We start from the raw sequence: 21,791 nt of genomic DNA, 5'->3' as shown, positions 1-21,791 counted from the left end.
CCATTCCCGCCCGGGCCGACGAGGTTCGCGTCTGGAAGCCGGTTCCCGGTCCGCTCGGCGCGCCGTGGCTGCGGACGCGCTGGCGCGTCCGCCTCTGGCGCCGGCGGCTCGCCCGCCTCGTCGCGAAGGCCCGCGGCCGCGGCTGAAGAGCTCTCGGCTGAGGACGCTGTCCGATGCCCGGATCGGGCATCGGATAGATTCGTGCGGTGGGCCATCAGTTCTCCGTGATCTCCCCGATGTACAACGTCGAGAGATATCTCCCCGAGTTCCTGGCGTCCCTGGAACGTCAGACCTACGGGCTCGACCGGCTGCAGGTCATCCTCGTCGACGACGGTTCGACCGACGGCACGCTTCAGCTCGCGCAGGAGTTCGCCCGGGATCGTGCGAACGTGACGGTGCTCTCGAAGCCGAACGGCGGGCAGGCATCCGCGCGCAACCTCGGACTCGCGGCGGCCGATGGCGACTGGCTCACGTTCCCCGACCCGGACGACGTCCTGTCCGACGAGTATTTCGAGCTGGTCGCGGCAGCCGCGGAGAGGGCGTCCGCGGCCCATGCCGCGGTGATCTCGTGCCGCCTGCTGATGTGGCACGAAGACGTCGGAGAGGTCAAGGACACGCACGCGCTGACCGACCGGTTCCGCGGCGGTGAGAAGGTCGTCGATCTCGAGCGCGACCCCGAGTGGATCCAGCCGCACGTCACGTCCGGGTTCGTGCGCGCGGACGTCGTCCGCCGGGCGGGCATCACCTTCCCGGAGGAGCTGCGGCTGCGCTTCGAGGACGGCAGCTTCATCTCGCGCTACCTGCTGAACTGCGAACGTCCGGTGGTCGTGTTCGTCCCTCAGGCGGACTATCACTACCGTCAGCGGGCGGATGCCTCGTCCACGATCCAGTCGAGCTTCGCGGATCCGCGCAAGTACACCGACACGATCCGCTACGGGTTCCACGGCGTCATCGCCGAGGCCGAGCGGCTCGGGCGCCCGCTTCCTCGCTGGACCCAGAACCTCTTCCTGTACGACCAGTTCTGGATCCTGCGGTCCTCGCAGACGACGGCCGTGCGGCAGGCGTCGTACCCGGAGACGATGCACGACGAGCTCCGCGACCTCATCCCGGGCTACCTGCAGCACGTGGACGAGGACGCCATCCGATCGTTCGACCTGATGCCGGTGGCGCAGTGGATGCGGGATGCCCTTCTGCTCGCCAAGCGCGGCAGCGGGCACTCCGACGTGTACCGCGGGGCGGATGACCGGCTGCGCGGGCTGAAGTCCTTCGTGTACCGGTTCGTCGGACCCGTGCCCGCCGAGGAGCTCGTGTCGGACGGCCGGATCATCGAGCCGCGGTTCACCAAGGTGCAGGAGCTGGAGTACGTCGGCCGCCCGATCGCGTGGGAGCGCACGCTCTGGGTGCCGGACGACGCCGACGTGCGGCTGAGCCTCGACGGCGTGCCCGTCGAGGCGGTTGCGGAGCCCGCCGACGGCACCGGCGGCGCCTTCGAGACGGGGCCGCGCTCGGCCGCCGTGCGAACGCGGGTCGCCCGGGTGCGGGACGCGATCCGGCGCCGACTCCAGGGGCAGCTCCTCTCGCTCCTCCGGCGCGACCTCGCCGTGCGCTCGCCGAGGCTCGCATCGAAGTTCGCGCACGCGTGGGCGTTCATCGACCGTGAGATCGATGCCAACGACAGCGCCGAGGACATGTACTGGTGGGTCAGGGAGAACCACCCCGACGTGAACGCCTGGTTCATCGTGCGCCGCGGCACCCGCGACTGGCACCGGTTGAGCAAGCGCGGGGCACGGCTGGTCGCGTACGGATCACCCGAGTTCTACGCGCTGCTCGTGAATGCCGACCACCTCGCATCGAGTCACGCCGACCGTTTCATCACCGGCGCCCTGCCGAACAAGTACCGGCCGGCCCGGTACACGTTCACGTTCCTGCAGCACGGCGTGATCAAGGGCGACCTCTCGCTGTGGCTGAACACGAAGCGGGTGGACGTGCTGGTGACCTCCACCGAGGCCGAGTACGACTACATCAGCTCCTGCTCGCCCTACCGGCTGGGTGCGAAGGAGGTGCGTCTGACCGGGCTTCCGCGATTCGACGTGCTGCTGGAACGGGCTGCGGCGGACGGGGGGCAGGGCGAGAACGTCGTCATCATGCCCACCTGGCGGGACTACCTGGTCGGTGATCTCGGTGCGAGCACCGATGACAGGCCGCAGACGCGGGTGCTGAGCGACACCCGCTACGGAGCGGCGCTCAGCGACCTTCTGCACGACGACCGGCTTCTCGCACTGCGGCGCGAGCGGGGCGCCCGGCTCATCTTCATGCCGCATCCGAACATGCGCCCCTACCTGGACGAGTTCGACCTGCCGTCCGAGATCGAGGTGTTCTCGTACGCGGATCAGGATGTCCGCGAGGTCGTCGTCGGGGCGCGCGTGCTCGTCACCGACTATTCGTCGGTCGCCTTCAACGCGGCCTACCTGCACAGGCCGGTGGTCTACTACCAGTTCGATCAGGAGGAGTACGCGGCCGGCCACACCGAGCGCACTGCGTACTTCGCCTACCCGACGCACGGATTCGGTCCGGTCGCAGAGACGGCGGACGAGGCGGCGGATGCGATCGCGGATGCCTGGCAGAACGGCGTCGCCGGTGAGTACCGGGAGCGCATGGAGCGCACGTTCCCCGTCCGCGACGGCCGCAACCGGGAGCGCGTGCACCGTGCGATGCTCGAAGCGCGGACCCGCCGCGATCTCGATGAGCGCTGTCGCGGAGCGGCCCCCGATCGCTGGCAGTGACCGCCGGCTCCGCTCGCCGGTGCGACCGACGCGGCGGCGTCACCCGTGATCCATGCGGGTATGGGCATGGTCCCGGGCGCTTCCCTGCTCCGTCCGGGGCGCCTCTGGGCGGCATCCCAGTCGTCGGGCGATAGTGTCGTCTGGTGCCCAAAAACCCTCATCCCGGCCGCTATCGTGCGGATCGTGGCGGTCGTCACGCCGCGCGCAAGCGCGGCCGGCGATGGCCGTGGTTCCTCGGCGTCCCGCTTGTGATCATCGGCGGCGCCGTCGTCGTGGCCGGGATCTTCGCGGCGCAGGCCGTGTCGGTGGAGAACGACCTGAACTCGGCGAAGGCGCAGCTCTCGTCGATCATGCACTACGTGAAGAACGGCGATTCGGCACAGATCGCCAAGGTCGGCGACGACGTGCTCGCACAGACCCAGAACGCGGCGGACACGGTGAACGGCCCGCTCTGGGACCTCGCCGTCAAGGTGCCCCTCGTCGGAGCGAACGTCGACGCGGTGCGCCGCGCCACCGAGGCGACCAACATCCTCGCCGAAGGCGCGCTCCCGGCGGGCGTCAAGCTGCTCGGGGCACTGAAGATCGACAAGATGTCGGTCAACGGGGGCGGGATCAACCTCGAGCCCGTGGTCGCCGCGAGCGGCTCGCTGCCCCAGATCCGCACCGCCTTCGCCGAGGCCAAGACGACCCTGGCGGGCGTCGACCGCAAGAACATCCTGCCCGTGGTGAGCGACGCGATCTCCTCGCTCACCAAGATCGTCGACCAGGCCGGGCCCGCCCTCGACACTGTGGAGCACTACCTGCCCACGCTGCTCGATATCGCCGGTGCGCATGAGAAGCGCACCTACATGCTGATCTTCCAGAACCTCGCCGAGGCGCGTGCGCAGGGGGGCCTTCCCGCCGCCACCGCGATCATCCAGATCGACGACGGCCACTTCAAGCTCGAGGGGCAGACGAGCACCTTCAGCTTCCCGCGCGACATCCAGGTCATCTATCCGCCGTACGAGACGCAGGCGCTGTACGAGGCGGACACGTTCAAGGGCTTCGGCAACTTCACGCGCACCCCGAACTTCACCACGACGGCGGAGGCCTTCGACTCGCTGTGGAACATCGCCCGCGGCGGTCACCTCGACGGCGTCATCTCGCTCGACCCGGTGGTGCTGTCGTACATGCTGAAGGTGACCGGGCCGATCAAGTCCCACGACGGGCGCACGCTCGACTCCACGAACGTGGTCGATGCGCTGCTCAACGACGCCTACAAGCGCTACAAGGGCAACGCGGCGCAGGACCTTTTCTTCGGGAGCGTCGCCCAGAAGGTGTTCGCGAAGGTCTCGTCCGGCAACTACGACCTCATGAAGATGCTCGCCGAGTTCCAGACCGCGATCAAGCAGGACCGTCTGCACGCCTGGTTCCTTCGCCCCGCCGAGCAGAAGATGGCGAACGAGTTCGGCATGCAGGGCGACCTCGAGACGACCAACAAGAAGACGACGCAAGCCGGCATCTTCCTGAACGACGCGAACTACAGCAAGCTCGAGTACTTCATGAAGACGAAGGTGACGCTCACCTGCAACGCCGCGGCCGGCACGATGACCGAGTCGATCACGCTCACGAACAACGCGCCGTTGCTGGGACTGGCGAGCTACCAGCTCAGCCACCGCCCCAAGTACAACCTGCCGCGAACCACGCTGGTCGACGACGTGATGTACTTCGCGCCCCCCGGATCGACCATCACCGGTGTGGCGCCACTCGGCGGAGACTCGCCGTGGGACGCCAAGATCGGCTTCGAGGACGGCCGCAACGTGCAGAGCATCCGCATCTTCGTGCCGTCCGGCACCAGCAAGACGGTGTCCTACACGAGCACGATCCCCAAGGGCGTGCGCGGTCCGTTCTCGATCGCGACCACCCCGACCGTGACCCCCGTCGCGAACACCACGGTCTCGCCGACCTGCGCGAGCCTGGTCACCACCGGCAAGTAGGGGCCCCGGCGGTTCCCGCCGAGGCGTGCGCGACCCTCCGAGAACGCGCGGGCCCGCGGATTCACGCCCTGTGCGGCAGCGGCTCGTCCGGTGTCGAGGCGGACAGCCGCTCCCGCCACGAGCGGGTCTGCCCGGCCCGCACCGCGCAGACGACGAGGATCATCCACCCGGCACCGAACAGTGCGACGCTCTCGAACACCGAGTTGGTGAGGATCGTGACGAGAACGAGCGGCACCCAGGCGTAGACGATCGAGCCGCGCTGGCTGGCGACGAGCCACGAGCGCACGACGGCGACCCCGGCGAGGCCGACGAACAGGAACAGGCCCACCCAGCCGACCTGCAGCAGCAGGTCGGCGTAGCCGTTGAGCGAGGTCGTGTAGTTGCGGTCGAGCAGGTAGTTGATCGTGTCGAACGGGTACTGGTCGCCCGGCCACGGGCCGAACCAGCCGAAGCCCTGCACCGGGTAGGTGCGCACGTAGGGCGCCAGCGTGCGCCACAGGTTGGCGCGGATCGAGAATTCCGACCCGGCTGCGCGGATGATCTGGTGGCGCAGCAGGTAGGCGGTGACGACGCCGATGACCACGGCCACGCCGAGCACCCACTGCACCACGGGGCGGTTGTGCGGCCGCACCTGCCGCACCAGCGTGAGCGCCGCGGTCGCGAGTCCGACGGCGGCGGCGAGCACGAACACCGTGGGGGAGCGGCTGAGCACCGCGAGGATGCCGGCGAGGGCGACGGAGAACCCGGCGAGCCGCGGCGAGACCGAGGCGCTGCGCCACTCGATGAAGAACGTCACGAGGGCGAGCACGGCGACGAAGCCGAGCATGTTGCGGGATCCGAAGATGCCCTCGATCGGCCCGAGCTCTGCGATGTTCCCGTCGATTCCGAACAGGTGCAGGGGAGTGGGCAGCAGGATGCCGATGACGATCTCGAGCCCGAGCGAGATGGACAGCAGCCAGCGCATGACGTCCCCGAGCGCGCGGGCGGTCTGGAGGGTGTCGCGCACATGCCCGACGACGATGGCGAGGAACGCGATGCCGAGCTGCGAGATGGTGCCGATGACGGTGTTCGACGGGGAATCGCTCCAGAACGCACTGATCGCGCACCAGCCGACGAAGGCGAGCAGCGAGATCGGCACCAGATGCAGGAACCGGATCTCCTGCCGGCGGGCGATCAGCATCCCGAGACCGATGAGACACAGCCCGACGACCACCGCGACGTAGGTCACGGTGCCGGCCAGCCACTGGATCGCGTTGGTGGACAGCACCGCCGCGAAGGCGGCGAGCGTGAACGCCCGCGCCATCCCGGCGGAGTGGAGCAGCGCCGGAAGCCACCGCGTCGGGGCGGCCGGAGAGGGCGAGGTCATCGCCTTCAGGGTACCGGCAGGGTGCCTCGTCAGCCGGGAGGTCGGTCAGACGACGACGATCGATGTCGCGCGCCAGCGGGAGCCGGACGACTCGAGCCTCATCGTGATCGCGCGGACCCGATCGGCGGTCCGCACGACGACCGCGGCCTCGATGGCTTCCGCGACCGGGGCCGTCCAGCGCACGCTGACGACGTCATAGGCCTGCCTGACTGCGGGCTCGGTGCGCCGGCTGCGGCCGCGCGCCGCGAGCAGGGTGTGCTCGATGAGCCGCTGGTAGGGCTCGTGCGCGAGGAAGCGGGCCAGCTGAGCGGGCTCGCGCACGCCGGCGTGCACTTCGAGGACCCCGCGGGTGAGGTTCCGGATCAGCGCCTCCGGATCGGGCAGCGCGGCGACCGGGCGGCGACGGTCATCCTCATCCCACGTGAGGGCTTTCGCAGATGTCGCAGGCATTCGCTCTCCTCGGCTCTCAGGCATCCTTGCTTCCAGCTGATTCATTTGAACACATCAGAAACTCTCAGGAAGCATTCTCGACCCCGTCTATCTATGAGAATCCTCTTAAAGCAGTGCGATGCTGCTCGCGCGCCACCGACCGCGGAATTCGTCCAGCCGGATCGCCACCGCACGCGTCCGGGCCCGGCCCGCCACGATGACAGTCGCCTCGACGGCATTGTCGGCGGGCCAGGTGCAGCGCACCGTGGTGACGACCAGGGGAGAGGTCGTGGCGCGGACGCCGCGCGCACTGCGGGCCCGCGCTGCGAGATTCGAGCGGATCACCAGGGTGCGGAACGCCTCCTCCGACACCCAGCGCGCCAGATGCTCGATCGGGCGCATCCCCGCGATGACCTCGAGGACGCCCTGGGTGAGGTTGCGCAGCAGCGGCGTCGGGTCCGGCAGCGGGTCAGTCCGCTCGCCTGCCGCGCCGGAGCGCGGGGCAGGGTTGATCGGCGTCGGGACGGCGTGCAGCGTCATGGTGCTCCCCCTGAGCGGTCGACGACTGGTCTTGTCGCACCATGCAACACGCAGTGGGGATGCCGCTTCAACCGGCGGCCGTCGGCCTGTGGATAACTCGGCCGGCTCAGCGCAGGGCGACGGGTTTCACCCGGACGGGTGCCAGCCAGAGCGCCACCAGCACCGCGGTCACAGCCCCGGCGGCCATGATCCCCGCGAGCACGACGATCTGGAACCGGCCCGCCTCGAGGGGCGAGACGCCACCGAAGATCGCACCGACGAACGCGCCGGGGAGCGTCACGAGGCCCGTCGTCTTCGTCTGGTCGGTCGAGGGGATGAGGGCCGCATAGACCGCCTGCCGGGCCAGCTCCCGGGTGGACTGCCGAGGCGTGGCGCCGAGCGACATCCACCCCTCGACCTCGTCCCACTTGTCGATGGTCAGCTCGGTGAACCGGCGCCCGGCGAGGGTGGCGATGCTCATCGAGTTGCCGATGACGATGCCGCCGATCGCCAGCACGTAGCGCGCGGAGAACTCGATGGCGCCGGTGGCGAAGACCACCCCGAGCGTCACGACGATGCCGGCGGCCATCGACGAGAACATCATCAGGCCGTGCCGACGCGACCATCCGATCCGGTGCGTGGCGGTCGAGGATGCCACCACGAACATCACGAGGAGCGCGAGCCCCACCCAGAGGCCGCTCGTGATGACGCCCGTGAGGATGACGCTGACGACGGCGAGCTGCAGCATCCCGCGCAGCACGGCGAGCGCGGCGGCCCAGCGGTGCGGCGCGCCGAACAGCGCGAGCACGCCCGTCGCCACGGCGATCAGCACGGCGACGCCGATGAGGGTGGAGATCAGCACCGTCGTCGTCACGGTATGAGCCTAGAATGCGGCGGAGGCGCGGCGCGGAAGGTCAGGCGAGGTCGTCCTGCAGTGACCGGCGGCGCGAGATGGGCACGTACATGACGCCGACGAGCAGCGCCATGACGAGCGCGAACACGAGGGTCACCCAGCCGCCGCCGATCCCGAGGCCGCCGTCCGCGGTCGGCTTGCCGAGCCAATCGGCGACGGATGCCCCGAGCGGCCGCGTCACGACGTACGCGAACCAGAAGCTGAAGACGGCGTTCCAGCTCCAGCGCCGGTATCCGAGCGCCGGCACCACGATCACGACGGCGAACAGCGCGATCGACGTGACGTAGCCGAGCCCCAGACTGTAGGCCGTCAGGTCGCCCAGAGCCGTGCCCATCGCGAACGTCGCGACGACCGCGGCCCAGTAGAACAGCTCGCGGCGCGGGGTGGTGACCGCGTGCACGGACAGCGTCCCCTCCACCCGCCGCCACAGCACGAACACCGTCGCCAGCACCAGCGCGTAGAACGCCGTGGACAGCAGATACGGCACCCCGAGCACCACGTGCACCACGTCCGCGGCCATCGTGCCGAACACGCCCACCATGGCGACCGTCAGCCAGTACGCCCACGGCCGGTAGCGGTGCCGGGTCAATTGGATCGTCAGCGCCACCACGAACGCGGCGAAGCCGCACAGCACGGCCACCACGGGCGGCATGACGTGGATGCTGAAGTCGGACGCCGCCTCGCCCAGTGCGGTGGACACCGCCTTGGTCGCCCAGAACAGCGGGGTCGGATCGGGAACCCGCTGCAACGCCGGCCGGCGCGGGGCGTGATCCCGGTGGCCGGTCACGAGAGGCTGCATCCCACCAGTGAAGGCAGCGGGCTCTGAGAAACGACTCAGATGCGGGCGTGTTCAGGCACTTGGCAGCGTCAGAGTGAACGTGGTTCCCGCGGATGACGTGTCGGTGACCTCGATCCGGCCGCCGTGTCGGTCGGCGAGATCACGCACCAGCGCCAGCCCCAGCCCGAAGCCCGTGCGCACGGCGCCGGTGTCGCTGTGGGCGAAGCGCTCGAAGATGCGGAACTTGTCGATGCCGATGAGGCCCGGGCCGTGGTCGGTGACGATCAGGGCGAACATTCCGCGCGAGGCCCGTCTGACGGTGATGTCGACCGTGCTCCCGTCGGGAGAGTGGACGATCGCGTTGTCGACGAGGGCGACGACGCTCCGGCGCAGCGTCGCGGTGGGGACGCGCGTGGTGACACCCGCATCCGCGGTCACGTTCAGCCGGACACCGCGTGCCCGGCCCAGCAGGCGCAGGTCGTCCGCTGTCGGCTCGATGACCTCCGCGACCGCGTACGGCTCAGCCGTGTCCTCCCGGGGGGAGGAAGCGAGCAGCAGGTCTGTGATCACGTCGCCGAGTGCGTTGACGTCGGAGCGCAGTTCGTCGAGGTTCTCGGTCGGATCCTCGCCGGCGTCGAGCTCCTGCTTGAGCACCTCCACGCGCGCTCCGATCACCGTCAGCGGGGTGCGCAGCTCGTGGCTGGCGTCCGCCACGAACGTCCGCTGCATGCGGAGTGCCTCGCCGAGGGGGCGCACGGCGCGACGGGCGATGAGCCAGCTCAGCAGCGCGGCGACGATGATGGCTCCCGCCCCGACCACCACGAGGGCGACCCACACCGTCTGAGCGTCGGCGTAGATGCGCGTCTCGCCCGGCGGCGGCTTCTCGAGCCGTTCCCGCGGCTGCGACTGGTGGATCACATACGTCACCGAGACGATCACGACGAGCGCGACGATCACGGCGGCGACGGCCGTGATCTGGGCGGTGACGATGCGGGATGCGCGCGCGATCGCGGAGGCGTCGGCGCTGCGGGGCCGGGTGCCGCTGCTTCTCATGTCAGCCGCCGCTCACAGCTGGCCGAGCCGGTAGCCCTTGTGCCGGACGGTCAGGATGATGTCGCGTTCGGTCTTGCGACGCAGGTAGTGCACGTAGGTGTCGACGGTGCCGGGCTGGTCATCGGAGTTGAACACGGTTCGCAGGATCTGCTCGCGGCTGAACGTGCGCTCCGGATGCTCGGCCAGCAGTCGCAGCAGGGAGGACTCGCGCGGCGTGAGCAGCACGCGGCCGAGATACGGCGAGTGCACGAAGTCGTCGTCCGGGTAGAACGTCCAGTCACCGATCGGCAGCGACTTGCCCTGCGGATCGAACGTGCGCGTGAGGGCGCGCAGGCGCGCCTTGAGCTCGTCGAACTCGAACGGCTTGACGAGGTAGTCGTTGGCACCGGCATCCAGCCCGTCCACCTTGTCCGCCGTCGTGCCGAGAGCCGTGAGCATGAGGATGGGCGAGACGATGCGGTGCTCGCGGGCCTGCTGCACGATCGAGACACCGTCGCCATGCGGCAGCCGGCGATCGATGACCATCACATCGTGGTCGCCGCTCAGGGCCCGGGCGAGTCCCTTGTCCGGGTCCGCCACCAGCTCGACCTCGAACGACGTGGACAGCACCTTCGCCGTCAGCGGGCCCAGCTTGGGGTCGTCCTCGATGAGCAGCAGGTATGGACGGATGGCACCCGACTCGGGAGCATCGTGGTCGGAAAGAGTGCCGCCGGTCACGGGGCCATGCTAGTGCGGGACGCTCGCCCACACGATCATGCCCGCCGTTCCGAGGGTCAGGAACCCCGAACGGCGGCAACGCGATGATGCGAGCGCGTCGTTCGATTCAGAGTCGCTCGGCGATGACCCGCGCCGTGGCGGCGGGGTCAGGGCGGTGCATGATCGACTCCGGCACGACGACGAGTTCGGCGCCGTCCATTTCGGCGGCCAGGCGATCGGACGACCCGATGAGGAACGGGAACGTCTGCTCCCCGCGCAGCACGGTCACGGGCTGCGCAACCGTCAGCAGCTCGGCGCCCGGCCGCTTGACCCGCAGTGTGAGCTGGGTGTCGTAGACCGTCGACTGCCCGAGCGGGGCCAGGGCCGCCAGCATCCCGTTCGTGCGGCCGGCATCGACCATCTCGCGGGGGAGTCCGATGGCATCGAGCTGGAACGTCGCGACGGCCTCGTCCGGCCGGCCGTCGTCGACGAGCTGCTGGAGGCGCGCGGCGAGATCGTCGCCGTAGCCGTCGTCCTCGAACTGGATCGGCGGCTCGGAGAGGAACAGCGCGCCCGTCGGCACTCCCCGTGACGCGGCGTACAGGGCGAGGATCGCGCCGGACGAATGACCCAGCACGGCGTCGGTGCCGCCGGCCGCCTCGATCACTGCCGCGAGGTCGGCGACTTCGTCCTCCGGCGATGAGCCGGGTCTGTCGCCGCTGCCGTTTCGGGCCCGGCGATCCCACGTGACGGCGCGGAAGCCGGCATCCCGCAATGCTTCGGCGAGGGGGATGGCGTCGGAGGCGACGGACAGTGCGCCGTTGACGATCACGACCGTGCGCCCGTCCCCGAGCGTGCTGAACGCGATGCGGGTGCCGTCGGCGGAGGTTGCTGTGCTCATGACGCCATGCAATCACCGGCCTCCGACATCAGCGACGGCGCAGCAGGATCACCCCATCGTCGAGCGTCGCGGTCGTGCCGTCCGGACCCACGGCCGCGCGCTGTCTCACCTCGCAGATCAGGGTCTCCCACAGGGCGGGGTCGAGCGCCAGACGCGCGAGGTCTTCATCCGGCGGCAGCAGTTCGGCGCGATGCTCGTGCAGCTGTGTCGCCCACGGCGGCGGCGCGGCGTGCGAGACGAGGAGGAGGTGTCCGCCGGAGTCGACGAACCCCGCCGCACGGCGCAGGACGGCGACGCGGTCGAGCATCGTCGGCGAGTGCAGGAAACAGGCGCTGATCAGTGAGAAACGGGCATCCGTGTCGAATGTCGAAAGGTCGGCCGTGACGAACCGGAGCCGGTCCCCACCCAGCCCTCGGTCCCGCGCCGCCGCCTCTCCGCGGGCGATCGCGGTCGAGGAGATGTCCACCCCGGTGACCGTCCACCCGTGCTCGGCGAGCCAGACGGCATCCCCGCCCTCCCCGCAGCCGAGGTCCAGCGCCGTGCCCGCCGGAAGCGTCGCCGCCACATCGGCGAGCACGGCGTTCACCCGGCCGGACCAGACCGGTCCGGCGCCCGCGTAGCGCTCCTCCCAGTACGTCGCGGCGTCCGGGCCGGCGTGCTGCGCGTCACTCATGGCGGGGCCTTTCGGATCGGATGCTGCTGCCTGCAGGATATGCCGCCGGGAATGCTCGGGTCATCCGGTGAGCCCGTCGGCGGTGCCGGCCCGTTCGATGCCGCGGAGCACGCGCTCGTCGGCCGCCCGGCGGGTGCTCGCACGATACGAGCGGCGGATGCGGCGCGCCACGAGGTCGGCGAGCAGCGCCCACGGCTCCGGAGTGATCATGAGCCAGGTGCCCCGTTTGCCCCAGACTTCGTCGCCCAGCACGTCGAGGGCGACGACGGCGATGCCCGACGCGTCCGCGGCGATGCCGATGTCGGCGAGCAGCCGGCGCTGCACGGTGGGCGCGACGCGCAGTCGCGCCTGCTGCACGAAGCCGGCGCGATCGGTGTCGTCCAGGCATGAGGTGCAGGAGTCGCGTCGCAGCAGCGCGAAGAAGGAGCGGAATTCGTCGTCGCTCCAGAGCAGATCGTTCATGGTGGTGTCTGTTTCTCGGAAAGCAGGATCGGTTCAAGAGGGGCGTGCCCGGCGGATGCCGGGTCGAACGCGGGCTAGGCCTTGGAGGAGGCAAACCCCTACCGCGGGCACGCCGAGCGATATATCGTTATGTATCGCTGAGTTTCGGATACTCGGCACCAGGAGGTCATCATGAGCGACACCTTTCCGGGCGGTTTCGGCCGGGGCTTCGGCAATGGGCAGCCGGGTCAGGCTCTGTGGGACGCCCTCAACCAGCTGCGTTCCACGTTCGAGCAGCGCGTGACTCCGCGGATGTCCCGCGGCGACGTGCGCGCCGCTGTGCTCGCCCTGCTCGCCGAGCAGCCGATGCACGGCTACCAGATCATCAGCGAGATCGAGCAGCGCAGCCACGGCTCGTGGAAGCCCAGTGCCGGCTCCGTCTACCCGACCCTGCAGATGCTCGCGGACGAGGGGCTCATCACGGCCGAGGAGTCCGGCGGCCGCAAGACGTACTCCCTCACCGAGTCCGGACGCGCCGAGGCCGAGGCCGCAGCCGACCGCCCGGCCCCGTGGGAGGCCACGTCCGCACGCGAGCACGTCGCCCTGCCGAAGGCCGGCATCGAACTCATGCAGGTCGCGGCGCAGGTCGGCCGCACGGCCGGCCCGGAGCAGATCGCCGAGGCCGTCGCCGTGCTCGACGAGGCGCGCCGCAAGCTCTACGGCATCCTCGCGCAGGGCTGACCGCGTGCCCGCGATATCGGGATACGCCCGCTACCGCCGCATCCTGCGCTTCGAGCTCGGCGTGATCGCGCAGATGTGGTGGTACGAGCTCGTGCTGCCGCGGGTCGGCTTCGGCCGGCAGGCGGCAGCCGGGCGGACGGCGCGCCTCACGCGCACCGCGCGCCGGTTCCACCGGCTCGCCATCGACCTCGGCGGGCTCATGATCAAGGTGGGTCAGTTCCTGTCCGCACGACTGGACGTGCTGCCCCCGGCGATCACCGACGAGCTGGCCGGGCTTCAGGACGAGGTGCCGGCCGCCTCGTTCGAGCGCATCCGTGCGCTCGCCGAGGAGGACCTCGGCATGCCGCTGGACCGCGCGTACGCGTGGTTCGAGCCGTTCCCGGTCGCGGCGGCCTCCCTCGGCCAGGCCCATCGGGCGCGGCTGACCGCGGAGCACGCCGCCGAGACCGGATTCACGGATGTCATCGTCAAGGTGCAGAGGCCCGGCATCGACGAGATCGTCGAGATCGACCTCGCAGCCCTGCGCCGCGCGGCGCGGTGGCTCAGTCACATCCGGGTCGTCTCGTCGCACGTGGATGCGCCGGCGCTCGTCGAGGAGTTCGCCCACACGAGCCTGCTGGAGATCGACTACCTGCACGAGGCGCAGAGCGCGGAGACGTTCGCCGCGGCCTTCGCCGAGGATCCGCGCGTCGGCGCCCCCGACGTCGCCTGGGAGCGCACCACGCGGCGCGTGCTCACGCTCTCGGACGTCACCGCCATCAAGATCAACGACGTCGACGGCCTGCGCGCCGCCGGCATCGACCCCGCCGCCGTGGCGGCGACGTTCGCCGAAGTGATGTTCGAGCAGCTGTTCACGCATGGCTGCTTCCACGCCGACCCGCACCCCGGCAACATCTTCGTGACGCCGCTCTCGAAACCGGCGACCGAGAAGGATGCCGCCTGGCGGCTGACGTTCGTCGACTTCGGCATGATGGGCGAGATCCCGGATACGCTGCGCAGCGGGCTGCGGCGCCTGCTCATCGCCGTGGCGGCGCGCGACGGCAAGGGACTCGTCGCCGGCATCCAGGACGTCGGGATGCTGCTGCCCTCCGCCGACACGCTCTCGCTCGAGCGGGCGCTCACGCAGCTCTTCGACCGTTTCGGGGGCATGGGCTTCGCGCAGCTGCGCGACATCGACCCGAAGGAGTTCCGGGAGTTCGGCGACGAGTTCGGCCATGTCGTCCGGTCGCTGCCGTTCCAGCTTCCGGAGAACTTCCTGCTGGTGATCCGCGCGATGTCGCTGACCTCCGGCGTGTGCAGCGCCCTGGACCCGCAGTTCAACATCTGGAGTGCCATCGAGCCGTTCGCCGCACGCCTCCTCTCGGAGGAGGGCGGCAACGTCGTGCAGGACGTCTTGAAGGAGGTGTGGACGACGCTCGGCGTCACGGCTCGCCTGCCGCAGCGCATCGACTCGGTGATCACGCGGATCGAGGAAGGCCGCATCGAGGTGTCCACGCCGGCCCTCGACCGCAAGCTCGCGCGGCTGGAGCGCACCGGGCGCCGGGTGATGTCGGCGGTGATCTTCGCGGGACTGCTCGTGGGGGGCATCCTGATGCTGCCCGAGAACGTCCCGACCGGGATCGTGTTCATGTCCGTATCGGTCGTTCCGCTTCTTCATGCGCTGTTCGCGGGCGCTCTGGGCCGCCGCTGAGTACGCTGGTCCTGTGGAGCACAGGATCTTCGGGACGAGCGTGTCGTCCGTGTACCCGCTCTACCTGACGAAGGTGGAGAAGAAAGGGCGCACCCAGGACGAGCTCGACGAGGTCATCCGCTGGCTCACCGGCTACGACGAGGGAGCGCTGAAGCAGCAGCTCGCCGACGAGTCGACCTTCGCGGACTTCTTCGCCGAGGCACATCTCAATCCGAACGCGTCCCTCATCACGGGGGTCGTGTGCGGCGTGCGCGTGCAGGAGATCGAAGACCCGCTCATGCAGAAGATCCGCTACCTCGACAAGCTCGTCGACGAGCTCGCACGGGGCAAAGCGATGGAGAAGATCCTGCGCACAGCATGAGGATGCCCGCATCCGGCATCGCCTCCCACGCGACGGCGTCCCGTCGCCCAGCAATCGTCTGCGCCGCATTCGTCGGCGCGGCACCCCGGTCGCCCAGGCGGCCCGAACAACAAGAAGGAAAGACACGATGGCTACTGGCACCGTGAAGTGGTTCAACTCCGAGAAGGGCTACGGATTCATCGCACCCGACGACGGCTCGGCCGACCTGTTCGCGCACTACAGCGCGATCGCAGGCGACGGGTTCAAGGAGCTCCAGGAGGGGCAGAAGGTCGAATTCGACGCCGAGCGCGGACCCAAGGGCATGCAGGCAGCGAACATCCAGGCGCTGTGATCTGATCGTCAGCCGGAACCCGAACGGGGTTCCGGCTGACGACGTCTGCCGATGTCGGCGGGGAGTGGCATCCTCTCCGCATGGCATCCGGCATTCTGCACGAATCCGGCGCTCTGCACGCCGATGAACCGCGCGGCCCTCCGCCTCGTGTCACTCATGCGCCCCGCCATGCGGGCGGAGCGCGCACACTGGAGCGTGTGAGGGGCCGGAGGTGAATCATGGCGGCGGATGACGCGGCACTGCTGCGTGCGTTGCACGATGAGCACGCGCCCGCCCTGCGCCGGTACGTGATCTCGCTGACCGGCAGCACCCTCAACGCCGACGACATCGTGCAGGAGACCTTGCTGCGCGCCTGGCGCAAGCCCGCCGTGCTCGACCAGAGCGAGGCATCCGCCCGCGCATGGCTGTTCACCGTCGCGCACAACCTCGTCATCGACGGCGTCCGCAGCGCGAAGAACGTGCACGAGGTCGCGACCGACGAGCTGCCCGACGTGCCCCGCGAAGAGGACATCGACGCCCGCTTCGACGCCTGGCTCGTCGCCGATGCGCTGTCCGAGCTGTCGATCGAGCATCGGGCCGTGATCGTGCACGCCTACTACGGCGGCCGCTCCACTGCGGAGATCGCGCGGGAGCTCGGCATTCCCGAGGGCACCGTGAAATCCCGCATGCACTACGGACTCCGAGCGCTCAAGCTCGCCCTGCAAGAAAAGGGGGTGACCCGATGACCGCACGCGAAGACACCGCCCGCGATCACGAGCGATTCCGCGACTGGGATGCCGCCTATCTGCTCGGCGCGCTCTCACCGGCCGACCGGCGTGCCTACGAGGAGCACGTCGCGGACTGTCCGATCTGCGCCGCCGCCGTGGGCGACCTCGCCGGCGTTCCCGCGCTCCTCGGCATCCTGCCGCGAGAGCAGGCGATGGCCCTGCTCGAGGGAGGGTCGGATGCCGCCGGCGCCGTCGTGACCCACCCGGCGCCCGATCTGGTGCCGGCCCTGCTCGGCCGGGTGCGCCGCATCCGTCGGCGTCGCCGGTGGACCACTGCGGTCGTGGCCGCCGTCGCGGCGGTCGCGGTCGTCGCGCTCACGCTCTTCGTGCCGGCGGCGCTCACCGAGCCGAACGGCACCACCGTCACGGCGAGCCTGCAGGCGGCGAACTCCGCATCACGGTCGCCGCTGTCCGCCGACGTCACGCTCACCGCCCAGAAGTGGGGCACCTCGATCGGCATGGTCTGCCGGTGGGACGAGGCATCCGGCTGGGCCCCGTCGGGGACGACCAGGCGCTGGGACTACGGGCTGTGGATCGTCACCGCCGATGGCCGCTCGCAGCGGGTCGCCACCTGGTCTGCGGGCCCGGGAGACGTGGTGCGCACCACGGACTCGACCGACGCGCCGATCGGCAGCATCGTGCGGCTCGAGCTGCGCTCCATCGACGGCAAGACGGTGCTCCTGTCCGCCGTTGTGAACAGCACCAGCTGACCTCGCGCCGGGCATGAAGTGAACCCCGGACCCCTTCGGCTTCGTGTTCTCCTCGTACGGCGCTTCTGGCGTCGTGGCCCGAGGAGGGCATCATGCGAATCATCACAGACACGTCGGCTTCGCCCCGCTTGCGCGTGCCTCGCCTGGGACGGACGCGACTCGCGGCCTGTCTCGCCGCAGCATCCATCGCCGTGCTCGCGCTCGCGGGCTGCGGCCCGTCCGGCACTTCGTCCGGCGGCGGATCGACCTCGCAGCCGTCGACCGCCGCCGGCACCCTCACCACCGCGAGCACCAAGCTGGGCACGATCGTCGTCGACGGCCAGGGCCGGACGGTCTACGTGTTCGACCACGACACCGCGAACTCCGGCAAGAGCGCGTGCGCGGGGGCGTGCACCGGGCTCTGGCCGGCGCTGACCACCAGTTCCATGCATCCGACGGCGACGGGCATCACCGGCACCCTCGGCACGATCGCCGTCTCCGGCGGTCAGCACCAGGTCACCCTCAACGGACTGCCGCTGTACACCTACTCCGGTGACTCCGCCGCGGGCGACGTGAACGGCCAGGGCGTGCAGGGCATCTGGTGGGTGGTGAGCCCCGCCGGCAAGAAGATCAGCGGCAAGGGCGGCAGCGGCTACAGCTACTGACCGATCAGCCGGCTTCGCACCCGATGCCGTCGCCGTCGCTGTCCAGCCCGTAGATGTCCCGGCCGATGACGAGTACCGGCCCCTTCACGTAGGCGGGGCCGTTGCCGCCACCGCCGACGCAGTCCACGTCGCTCGCGACCGGCACGCACGCCCACGCATAGTTCGGGTCGCACTGCGGGGCGATTGTTGCGGTGGCCGCGGACAGGCGGGAGATCGTCGGGTAGCCGGACTTGTGCCCGGTCACGCGGACGGTGATCCGCTTGCCCTTCGTCCCGTTCGTCAGGGTGAGGGTGGAGGATTTCGCCCACGTGATCGCGGTGCCGGCCACGTACCACTGATATGAGAACGAGGTTCCCGCCGTCCACGTGTTCGGGTGCGCGCTGAGGGTCTTGCCCACCTGCCTCGTCCCGGTGATCGTGGGGGTGGATGCCGTGGCGACCTTCAGGGTCGATCCGGACGACTTCACGACCGTGGCGTAACCGGTGCGCTTGCCGGTGACGCGAACGGAGATGTTCTTGTCCTTCTGTGCGGTTCCCAAGTGCAGCGTGGATGCGGTGGCCCCGCTGATCGCCACGCCGTTCTGGTACCAGCGGTAGGCGAGCGTCGTCCCGCTGCCCCAGGTTCCCGGATGTGCCGTGAGCGTGGCGCCGTACACCGGGATTCCGGAGATCCAGACGCTGCCCGCGATCGTGACCTTCGCTGTGGATGCCGAGGTGCGGCTCACGGGGGGGTAGCCCGACTGCGAGCCGGTGACGGTCACGCTGATCCGCTTGTCGCGCTGGGAGCTGGTGAGAGTGAAGGTCGAGCTCGTGGCACCGGTGATCGGGATGCCGTTCGCCTTCCACCGGTATGCGAGGTTCGTTCCGGTGCTCCACGCTCCGGTGACGGCCTTCAGTGTCAGGCCGACTGCGGCGTAGCCGGAGACGGTCGGGGTCGCGGGACGCATGACGAACGCGGTCGCGCTGGATGTGCTGGCTGCCGTCGTGTAGCCGGCCTTGACGCCGGTCGCGGTGACGGTGATCTTCTTGCCGCTCTGCGCGCCGGTGAGCACGAACGTCTTGGCGGTGGCGCCGGTGATGACCGTTCCTGATGCCTTCCACTGGTAGGTGATCGCGGCGCCGGTCGTCCACGTGCCGGGGGAGGCGGTCAGGGTCGATTCGACGACGGCCGAGCCGGCGATGGTCGGAGAGCCGGCGAGGATGACACGGGACGTGGCCGCGGAGCTCTGGGTGGTCGGGTCGAGCGGATCCAGCGTTCCGGTGACCTGCACGCTGATCTGCTTGCCCTCGAGCTCCGCGGTGATGGCCAGCGTCGAGGAGGTCGCGTCGGCGATCGGTGTGCCGTCCGCGAGCCACACGTACGCGAGCGCGGCGCCGTCCTGCCAGGTGCCGGGGTCAGCCGTGAGGGTCTGTCCGACGACAGCGGCTCCCGAGATCGTCGGAACGGACGAGGCGACTGCGCAGGAGGCCACCGTCACGGGGGAGGCGAAGGGGCTCCAGGTACCCTGACCGGCGGGGGAGTACTCGGCGTCGTACGAGCCGGTCGGGGCATCCGCGCGGGCCGTGAAGGTCGTGCTGAACGTGCCGTCGTCGCCGACCGAGAACTGCGGGGCGGCATCCACGGCCAGGAGGCTCACCGAATCGGTGTCGGTGATCCGCACGTCGTAGGTACCGGCACCCCAGTTGGTTCCGCTGATCGTGAACTCATGACCGAGGCAGACCGGCGAGGGCGTGATCGTGTCGGTCACGGTGTCGGCGTACGCCGGCAGCCCGCCGATCGCGGCGACTCCGAGCGCGGCGACCACCGCGATCCCGATTCGTGAAATCAGCTGCTTCGACAGCATCCCGTGCACTCTCCCCGTTTGCGCGACCCCAGGTGCACGGAGCCCATGACGGCGGCGTCACGAGCGTGCGCGAGGAATCCCCAGACGACGTCGGCATCCCCTTCGCCCACGTCGATTCCCGGAGCATATCAGCAGAATGACAGCCTCCTCCAGCGACCTGCTCAGGGAGAATCCGCGGCCGAAAAGACGGCGGTGGTAGGCCCCCGTCCGGGACCCACCACCGCCGATTCGCCGGTTACGCCGAGAAGTCCTCGGGGACCTCGAGCGGCCGACGGGTGAAGTAGATCTCCTTCGCCTTGCGGTAGAAGAGGGCGAGCGGGATCACGCCGATCACGAGCAGGCCGACGCCGAGGTAGTCGACGATGATCGCCCCGTTGGTGATGTTGTCGACGAACGCCGCGATGAAGATGTACAGCATGAACACGGCGCCGACGAGCGGCCATATCCCGATCAGGATGAAGTTCTTCACCGACTTGAGCAGCACCTTGCGGAAGCCGATCACCACCGCGAACCCGGCGAGCGAGTAGTAGAACGCGATCTGCAGGCCGATCGACGAGACCGCCCAGCCGAGGATCTGACCGACGCTGTCGCCGAAGACGTTCGCGAGCACGAACAGCAGCAGCGAGACGATCACCACGACGAGCGTGGCGAAGACGGGCGTCTTCCACTTGCGGTTGATCCGGCCGAAGGCGAACGGGATCGTGCGGTCGCGGCCCATCGCGAACAGCGTGCGGCTGACCTGCACCAGCGTCGTCTCGAGGGTCGCGATGGTCGACAGGGCCACCGCGATGATCATGATCTTGCCGCCGATGCCGGGCATGATGGCGTCGCCGAGCACCCCGAGCACGTTGGCCGCGTTGTCCTGGATGGTCTTGCCCGGCAGCATCACGAGCGACGTCGACGTGTACACCTCGAAGAGGATGAACACGATGATGATGCCGATGATGCCGGCCCAGCCGGTGGTCTTGTGCGCGTTCTTCGTCTCTTCGCCGAGGTTGGCCGTGACGTCCCAGCCCCAGTAGTAGAAGGCCGCGATGAGGGCCGCGGAGACGAAGACTCCGGCGGTGGTGAGGTGCCCGAAGCCGAACCAGTCCCACGAGAAGGCCTGGCCGTGGTGGTAGGTCGTGATCGCGCGCGGGATGGCGATGATGGCGAAGACGACCAGGATGCCGACCTCGATGATCGACATGACCCACTGGGCGCGCTCGGTCGTATGCACGCCGAAGATGACGGCCGCGGCCATGACGAGGAACCACACCGATCCGACCAGGGTGACCAGCAGCGTGTTGTTCGCCTGGTCGGGAGCGAAGAGGGCGACCGTCATTGCGCCTGCGGGCAGTGCGCCCGCGACCATGAAGATCGTCGCGGAGATCACGACCGCCCAGCCGGCGAAGAAGCCGAGCAGCGGGTGCAGGCCGCGCGCGACCCACGAGAACGAGGCGCCCGCGTGCGTGTCGACACGTGCGAGGTAGCCGAACGCGAACGCGATGCCGAGCATCGGGATGCCGCACCAGAGCAGGGCACCCGGCGCACCCACCCCGGCCGCGCCGATGAGCAGCGCGGTGCTGGCCGCGATCGAGTAGGCGGGCGCACTGCCGGCCACGGCCATCAGCGCGGATCCGGCCTTGGAGACGCCGCCTGCCTGCAGCTGGTGGTTCTCGTAGTCGATCGCGCGCTGGAGAGACGTCTCCGTCTCGAGTCTGTCTTGCGTCATTGCATGTTCCTCTTCGGGTTCGCGAGGGTTGGGGCATCCGTTGCGGGACGGCGGGGGAGCCGCTTCGACTCTGGTCTTGACAGCCCCGGTCGCAGGCGCCGTGCGCCGCACCGAAGCGATCATAGATCCGGTTGTCATCTGGAACCAGATGATTTATTTGCGAGAAGGCTCCCGGGCCCCGCCGTGACGCATGTGACCGCGACAGGTATTCCATTCGGCTCTCACGGTCGGCCCGCATGATGCGTCGATCGGTACTGATGCGCAGCGGTTGAGGGCGACGATCAGATTTCGGTATACCTCAAATTCTGGACGGAAATCCGACGTCATCCCGGGTGCGCATCGCTCCCATGCAGATCGGAGGCGAAAGGTCAACGGCCTGTGCGGCGTTCGCAAGCCGGGGGATGCTGACGGCGGTGTCGCAAGACGACGCCCGAGGAGGTACCTCATGTCACCCACAGCAAC

General features: G+C 69.3%; 21 protein-coding genes. 9 read left to right on the top strand and 12 right to left on the bottom strand.

The annotated features are described in order from the left end of the window. Positions 1-206 precede the first annotated feature (206 nt). Together VJR25_RS09480 and VJR25_RS09475 are read left to right on the top strand one after the other, a co-directional pair. The gene (locus VJR25_RS09480; protein ID WP_324114728.1) at positions 207-2,783 is read left to right on the top strand and encodes a CDP-glycerol glycerophosphotransferase family protein; all 2,577 of its coding nucleotides are present in this window, start codon (positions 207-209) and stop codon (positions 2,781-2,783) included. 143 nt (positions 2,784-2,926) lie between these two features. Then, a complete protein-coding gene (locus tag VJR25_RS09475) occupies positions 2,927-4,759 on the top strand; it encodes a DUF4012 domain-containing protein (protein ID WP_324114727.1) in 1,833 nt (610 codons plus the stop codon). A 61-nt stretch (positions 4,760-4,820) separates the two neighbouring features. Here the strand turns inward: VJR25_RS09475 and VJR25_RS09470 are convergent, their stop codons facing one another. The 10 genes from VJR25_RS09470 to VJR25_RS09425 form a co-directional block, all read right to left on the bottom strand. Continuing rightward, the gene (locus tag VJR25_RS09470) at positions 4,821-6,125 is read right to left on the bottom strand and encodes an O-antigen ligase family protein (RefSeq protein ID WP_324114726.1); all 1,305 of its coding nucleotides are present in this window, start codon (positions 6,123-6,125) and stop codon (positions 4,821-4,823) included. Between the two features lie 45 nt (positions 6,126-6,170). Continuing rightward, positions 6,171-6,575, bottom strand: a complete 405-nt coding sequence (locus VJR25_RS09465) for an Rv3235 family protein (RefSeq protein WP_324114725.1) — start codon at positions 6,573-6,575, stop codon at positions 6,171-6,173. Positions 6,576-6,680: 105 nt separating this feature from the next. Next, positions 6,681-7,094 (bottom strand): Rv3235 family protein, encoded by a 414-nt coding sequence (locus VJR25_RS09460; RefSeq protein ID WP_324114724.1) that lies wholly within the window; start codon positions 7,092-7,094, stop codon positions 6,681-6,683. Positions 7,095-7,200: 106 nt separating this feature from the next. After that, positions 7,201-7,947, bottom strand: coding sequence for an ABC transporter permease (locus VJR25_RS09455; protein ID WP_324114723.1), 747 nt, complete (start codon positions 7,945-7,947; stop codon positions 7,201-7,203). Between the two features lie 40 nt (positions 7,948-7,987). Next, the gene (locus tag VJR25_RS09450; protein WP_324114722.1) at positions 7,988-8,785 is read right to left on the bottom strand and encodes a hypothetical protein; all 798 of its coding nucleotides are present in this window, start codon (positions 8,783-8,785) and stop codon (positions 7,988-7,990) included. A gap of 51 nt (positions 8,786-8,836) precedes the next feature. Further along, positions 8,837-9,817, bottom strand: coding sequence for a HAMP domain-containing sensor histidine kinase (locus tag VJR25_RS09445; RefSeq protein ID WP_324114721.1), 981 nt, complete (start codon positions 9,815-9,817; stop codon positions 8,837-8,839). Positions 9,818-9,829: 12 nt separating this feature from the next. Beyond that, positions 9,830-10,534, bottom strand: a complete 705-nt coding sequence (locus VJR25_RS09440) for a response regulator transcription factor (RefSeq protein ID WP_324114720.1) — start codon at positions 10,532-10,534, stop codon at positions 9,830-9,832. Between the two features lie 106 nt (positions 10,535-10,640). After that, positions 10,641-11,414 carry an alpha/beta hydrolase gene (locus VJR25_RS09435; protein ID WP_324114719.1) on the bottom strand — a complete coding sequence of 258 codons (774 nt, stop codon included), beginning with the start codon at positions 11,412-11,414 and terminating at the stop codon, positions 10,641-10,643. Between the two features lie 28 nt (positions 11,415-11,442). Then, on the bottom strand, positions 11,443-12,087 hold the full coding sequence (locus VJR25_RS09430) for a class I SAM-dependent methyltransferase (RefSeq protein ID WP_324114718.1): 645 nt from the start codon (positions 12,085-12,087) through the stop codon (positions 11,443-11,445). Positions 12,088-12,147: 60 nt separating this feature from the next. After that, positions 12,148-12,549: a hypothetical protein gene (locus tag VJR25_RS09425; protein ID WP_324114717.1), complete on the bottom strand. Its 402-nt coding sequence runs from the start codon at positions 12,547-12,549 to the stop codon at positions 12,148-12,150. A gap of 171 nt (positions 12,550-12,720) precedes the next feature. On the opposite strand from VJR25_RS09425, the gene VJR25_RS09420 reads away from it, so the two are divergent. The 7 genes from VJR25_RS09420 (at position 12,721) to VJR25_RS09390 (ending at position 17,772) form a co-directional block, all read left to right on the top strand. Further along, the gene (locus VJR25_RS09420) at positions 12,721-13,269 is read left to right on the top strand and encodes a PadR family transcriptional regulator (protein ID WP_324114716.1); all 549 of its coding nucleotides are present in this window, start codon (positions 12,721-12,723) and stop codon (positions 13,267-13,269) included. 4 nt (positions 13,270-13,273) lie between these two features. Next, positions 13,274-14,959, top strand: coding sequence for an ABC1 kinase family protein (locus tag VJR25_RS09415; RefSeq protein ID WP_324114715.1), 1,686 nt, complete (start codon positions 13,274-13,276; stop codon positions 14,957-14,959). Positions 14,960-14,972: 13 nt separating this feature from the next. After that, the gene (locus tag VJR25_RS09410; protein WP_324114714.1) at positions 14,973-15,320 is read left to right on the top strand and encodes a DUF2200 domain-containing protein; all 348 of its coding nucleotides are present in this window, start codon (positions 14,973-14,975) and stop codon (positions 15,318-15,320) included. Between the two features lie 127 nt (positions 15,321-15,447). Beyond that, entirely contained in the window at positions 15,448-15,651 is a 204-nt protein-coding gene (locus VJR25_RS09405) for a cold-shock protein (RefSeq protein WP_039395184.1), read from the top strand. A gap of 218 nt (positions 15,652-15,869) precedes the next feature. Beyond that, entirely contained in the window at positions 15,870-16,376 is a 507-nt protein-coding gene (locus VJR25_RS09400) for a sigma-70 family RNA polymerase sigma factor (RefSeq protein WP_324114713.1), read from the top strand. Then, positions 16,373-17,128 carry a zf-HC2 domain-containing protein gene (locus VJR25_RS09395; RefSeq protein WP_324114712.1) on the top strand — a complete coding sequence of 252 codons (756 nt, stop codon included), beginning with the start codon at positions 16,373-16,375 and terminating at the stop codon, positions 17,126-17,128. Before VJR25_RS09400 ends, VJR25_RS09395 begins: the two co-directional genes overlap by 4 nt. A gap of 92 nt (positions 17,129-17,220) precedes the next feature. Further along, positions 17,221-17,772 carry a hypothetical protein gene (locus VJR25_RS09390; RefSeq protein ID WP_324114711.1) on the top strand — a complete coding sequence of 184 codons (552 nt, stop codon included), beginning with the start codon at positions 17,221-17,223 and terminating at the stop codon, positions 17,770-17,772. 4 nt (positions 17,773-17,776) lie between these two features. Here the strand turns inward: VJR25_RS09390 and VJR25_RS09385 are convergent, their stop codons facing one another. Both VJR25_RS09385 and VJR25_RS09380 read right to left on the bottom strand, forming a co-directional pair. After that, positions 17,777-19,615, bottom strand: coding sequence for a hypothetical protein (locus VJR25_RS09385; RefSeq protein WP_324114710.1), 1,839 nt, complete (start codon positions 19,613-19,615; stop codon positions 17,777-17,779). Between the two features lie 235 nt (positions 19,616-19,850). Further along, positions 19,851-21,329 (bottom strand): APC family permease, encoded by a 1,479-nt coding sequence (locus tag VJR25_RS09380; protein WP_324114709.1) that lies wholly within the window; start codon positions 21,327-21,329, stop codon positions 19,851-19,853. Positions 21,330-21,791 lie beyond the last annotated feature (462 nt).

This window comes from Microbacterium sp., from assembly GCF_035277845.1.
In the GTDB taxonomy this organism is placed as follows: domain Bacteria; phylum Actinomycetota; class Actinomycetes; order Actinomycetales; family Microbacteriaceae; genus Microbacterium.
Note: the sequence above shows the minus strand (reverse complement) of the source record. Positions and strands in the feature narration are given on the sequence as shown.

Excerpts from the sequence above, each read along its gene's own strand:
- VJR25_RS09400 (WP_324114713.1), top strand. The coding sequence starts at position 15,870 with ATGGCGGCGGATGACGCGGCACTGCTGCGTGCGTTGCACGATGAGCAC.
- VJR25_RS09425 (WP_324114717.1), bottom strand. The coding sequence starts at position 12,549 with ATGAACGATCTGCTCTGGAGCGACGACGAATTCCGCTCCTTCTTCGCG.
- VJR25_RS09380 (WP_324114709.1), bottom strand. The coding sequence starts at position 21,329 with ATGACGCAAGACAGACTCGAGACGGAGACGTCTCTCCAGCGCGCGATC.
- VJR25_RS09430 (WP_324114718.1), bottom strand. The coding sequence starts at position 12,087 with ATGAGTGACGCGCAGCACGCCGGCCCGGACGCCGCGACGTACTGGGAG.
- VJR25_RS09420 (WP_324114716.1), top strand. The coding sequence starts at position 12,721 with ATGAGCGACACCTTTCCGGGCGGTTTCGGCCGGGGCTTCGGCAATGGG.
- VJR25_RS09385 (WP_324114710.1), bottom strand. The coding sequence starts at position 19,615 with ATGCTGTCGAAGCAGCTGATTTCACGAATCGGGATCGCGGTGGTCGCC.
- VJR25_RS09405 (WP_039395184.1), top strand. The coding sequence starts at position 15,448 with ATGGCTACTGGCACCGTGAAGTGGTTCAACTCCGAGAAGGGCTACGGA.
- VJR25_RS09450 (WP_324114722.1), bottom strand. The coding sequence starts at position 8,785 with ATGCAGCCTCTCGTGACCGGCCACCGGGATCACGCCCCGCGCCGGCCG.
- VJR25_RS09435 (WP_324114719.1), bottom strand. The coding sequence starts at position 11,414 with ATGAGCACAGCAACCTCCGCCGACGGCACCCGCATCGCGTTCAGCACG.
- VJR25_RS09460 (WP_324114724.1), bottom strand. The coding sequence starts at position 7,094 with ATGACGCTGCACGCCGTCCCGACGCCGATCAACCCTGCCCCGCGCTCC.
- VJR25_RS09395 (WP_324114712.1), top strand. The coding sequence starts at position 16,373 with ATGACCGCACGCGAAGACACCGCCCGCGATCACGAGCGATTCCGCGAC.
- VJR25_RS09470 (WP_324114726.1), bottom strand. The coding sequence starts at position 6,125 with ATGACCTCGCCCTCTCCGGCCGCCCCGACGCGGTGGCTTCCGGCGCTG.
- VJR25_RS09390 (WP_324114711.1), top strand. The coding sequence starts at position 17,221 with ATGCGAATCATCACAGACACGTCGGCTTCGCCCCGCTTGCGCGTGCCT.
- VJR25_RS09445 (WP_324114721.1), bottom strand. The coding sequence starts at position 9,817 with ATGAGAAGCAGCGGCACCCGGCCCCGCAGCGCCGACGCCTCCGCGATC.
- VJR25_RS09465 (WP_324114725.1), bottom strand. The coding sequence starts at position 6,575 with ATGCCTGCGACATCTGCGAAAGCCCTCACGTGGGATGAGGATGACCGT.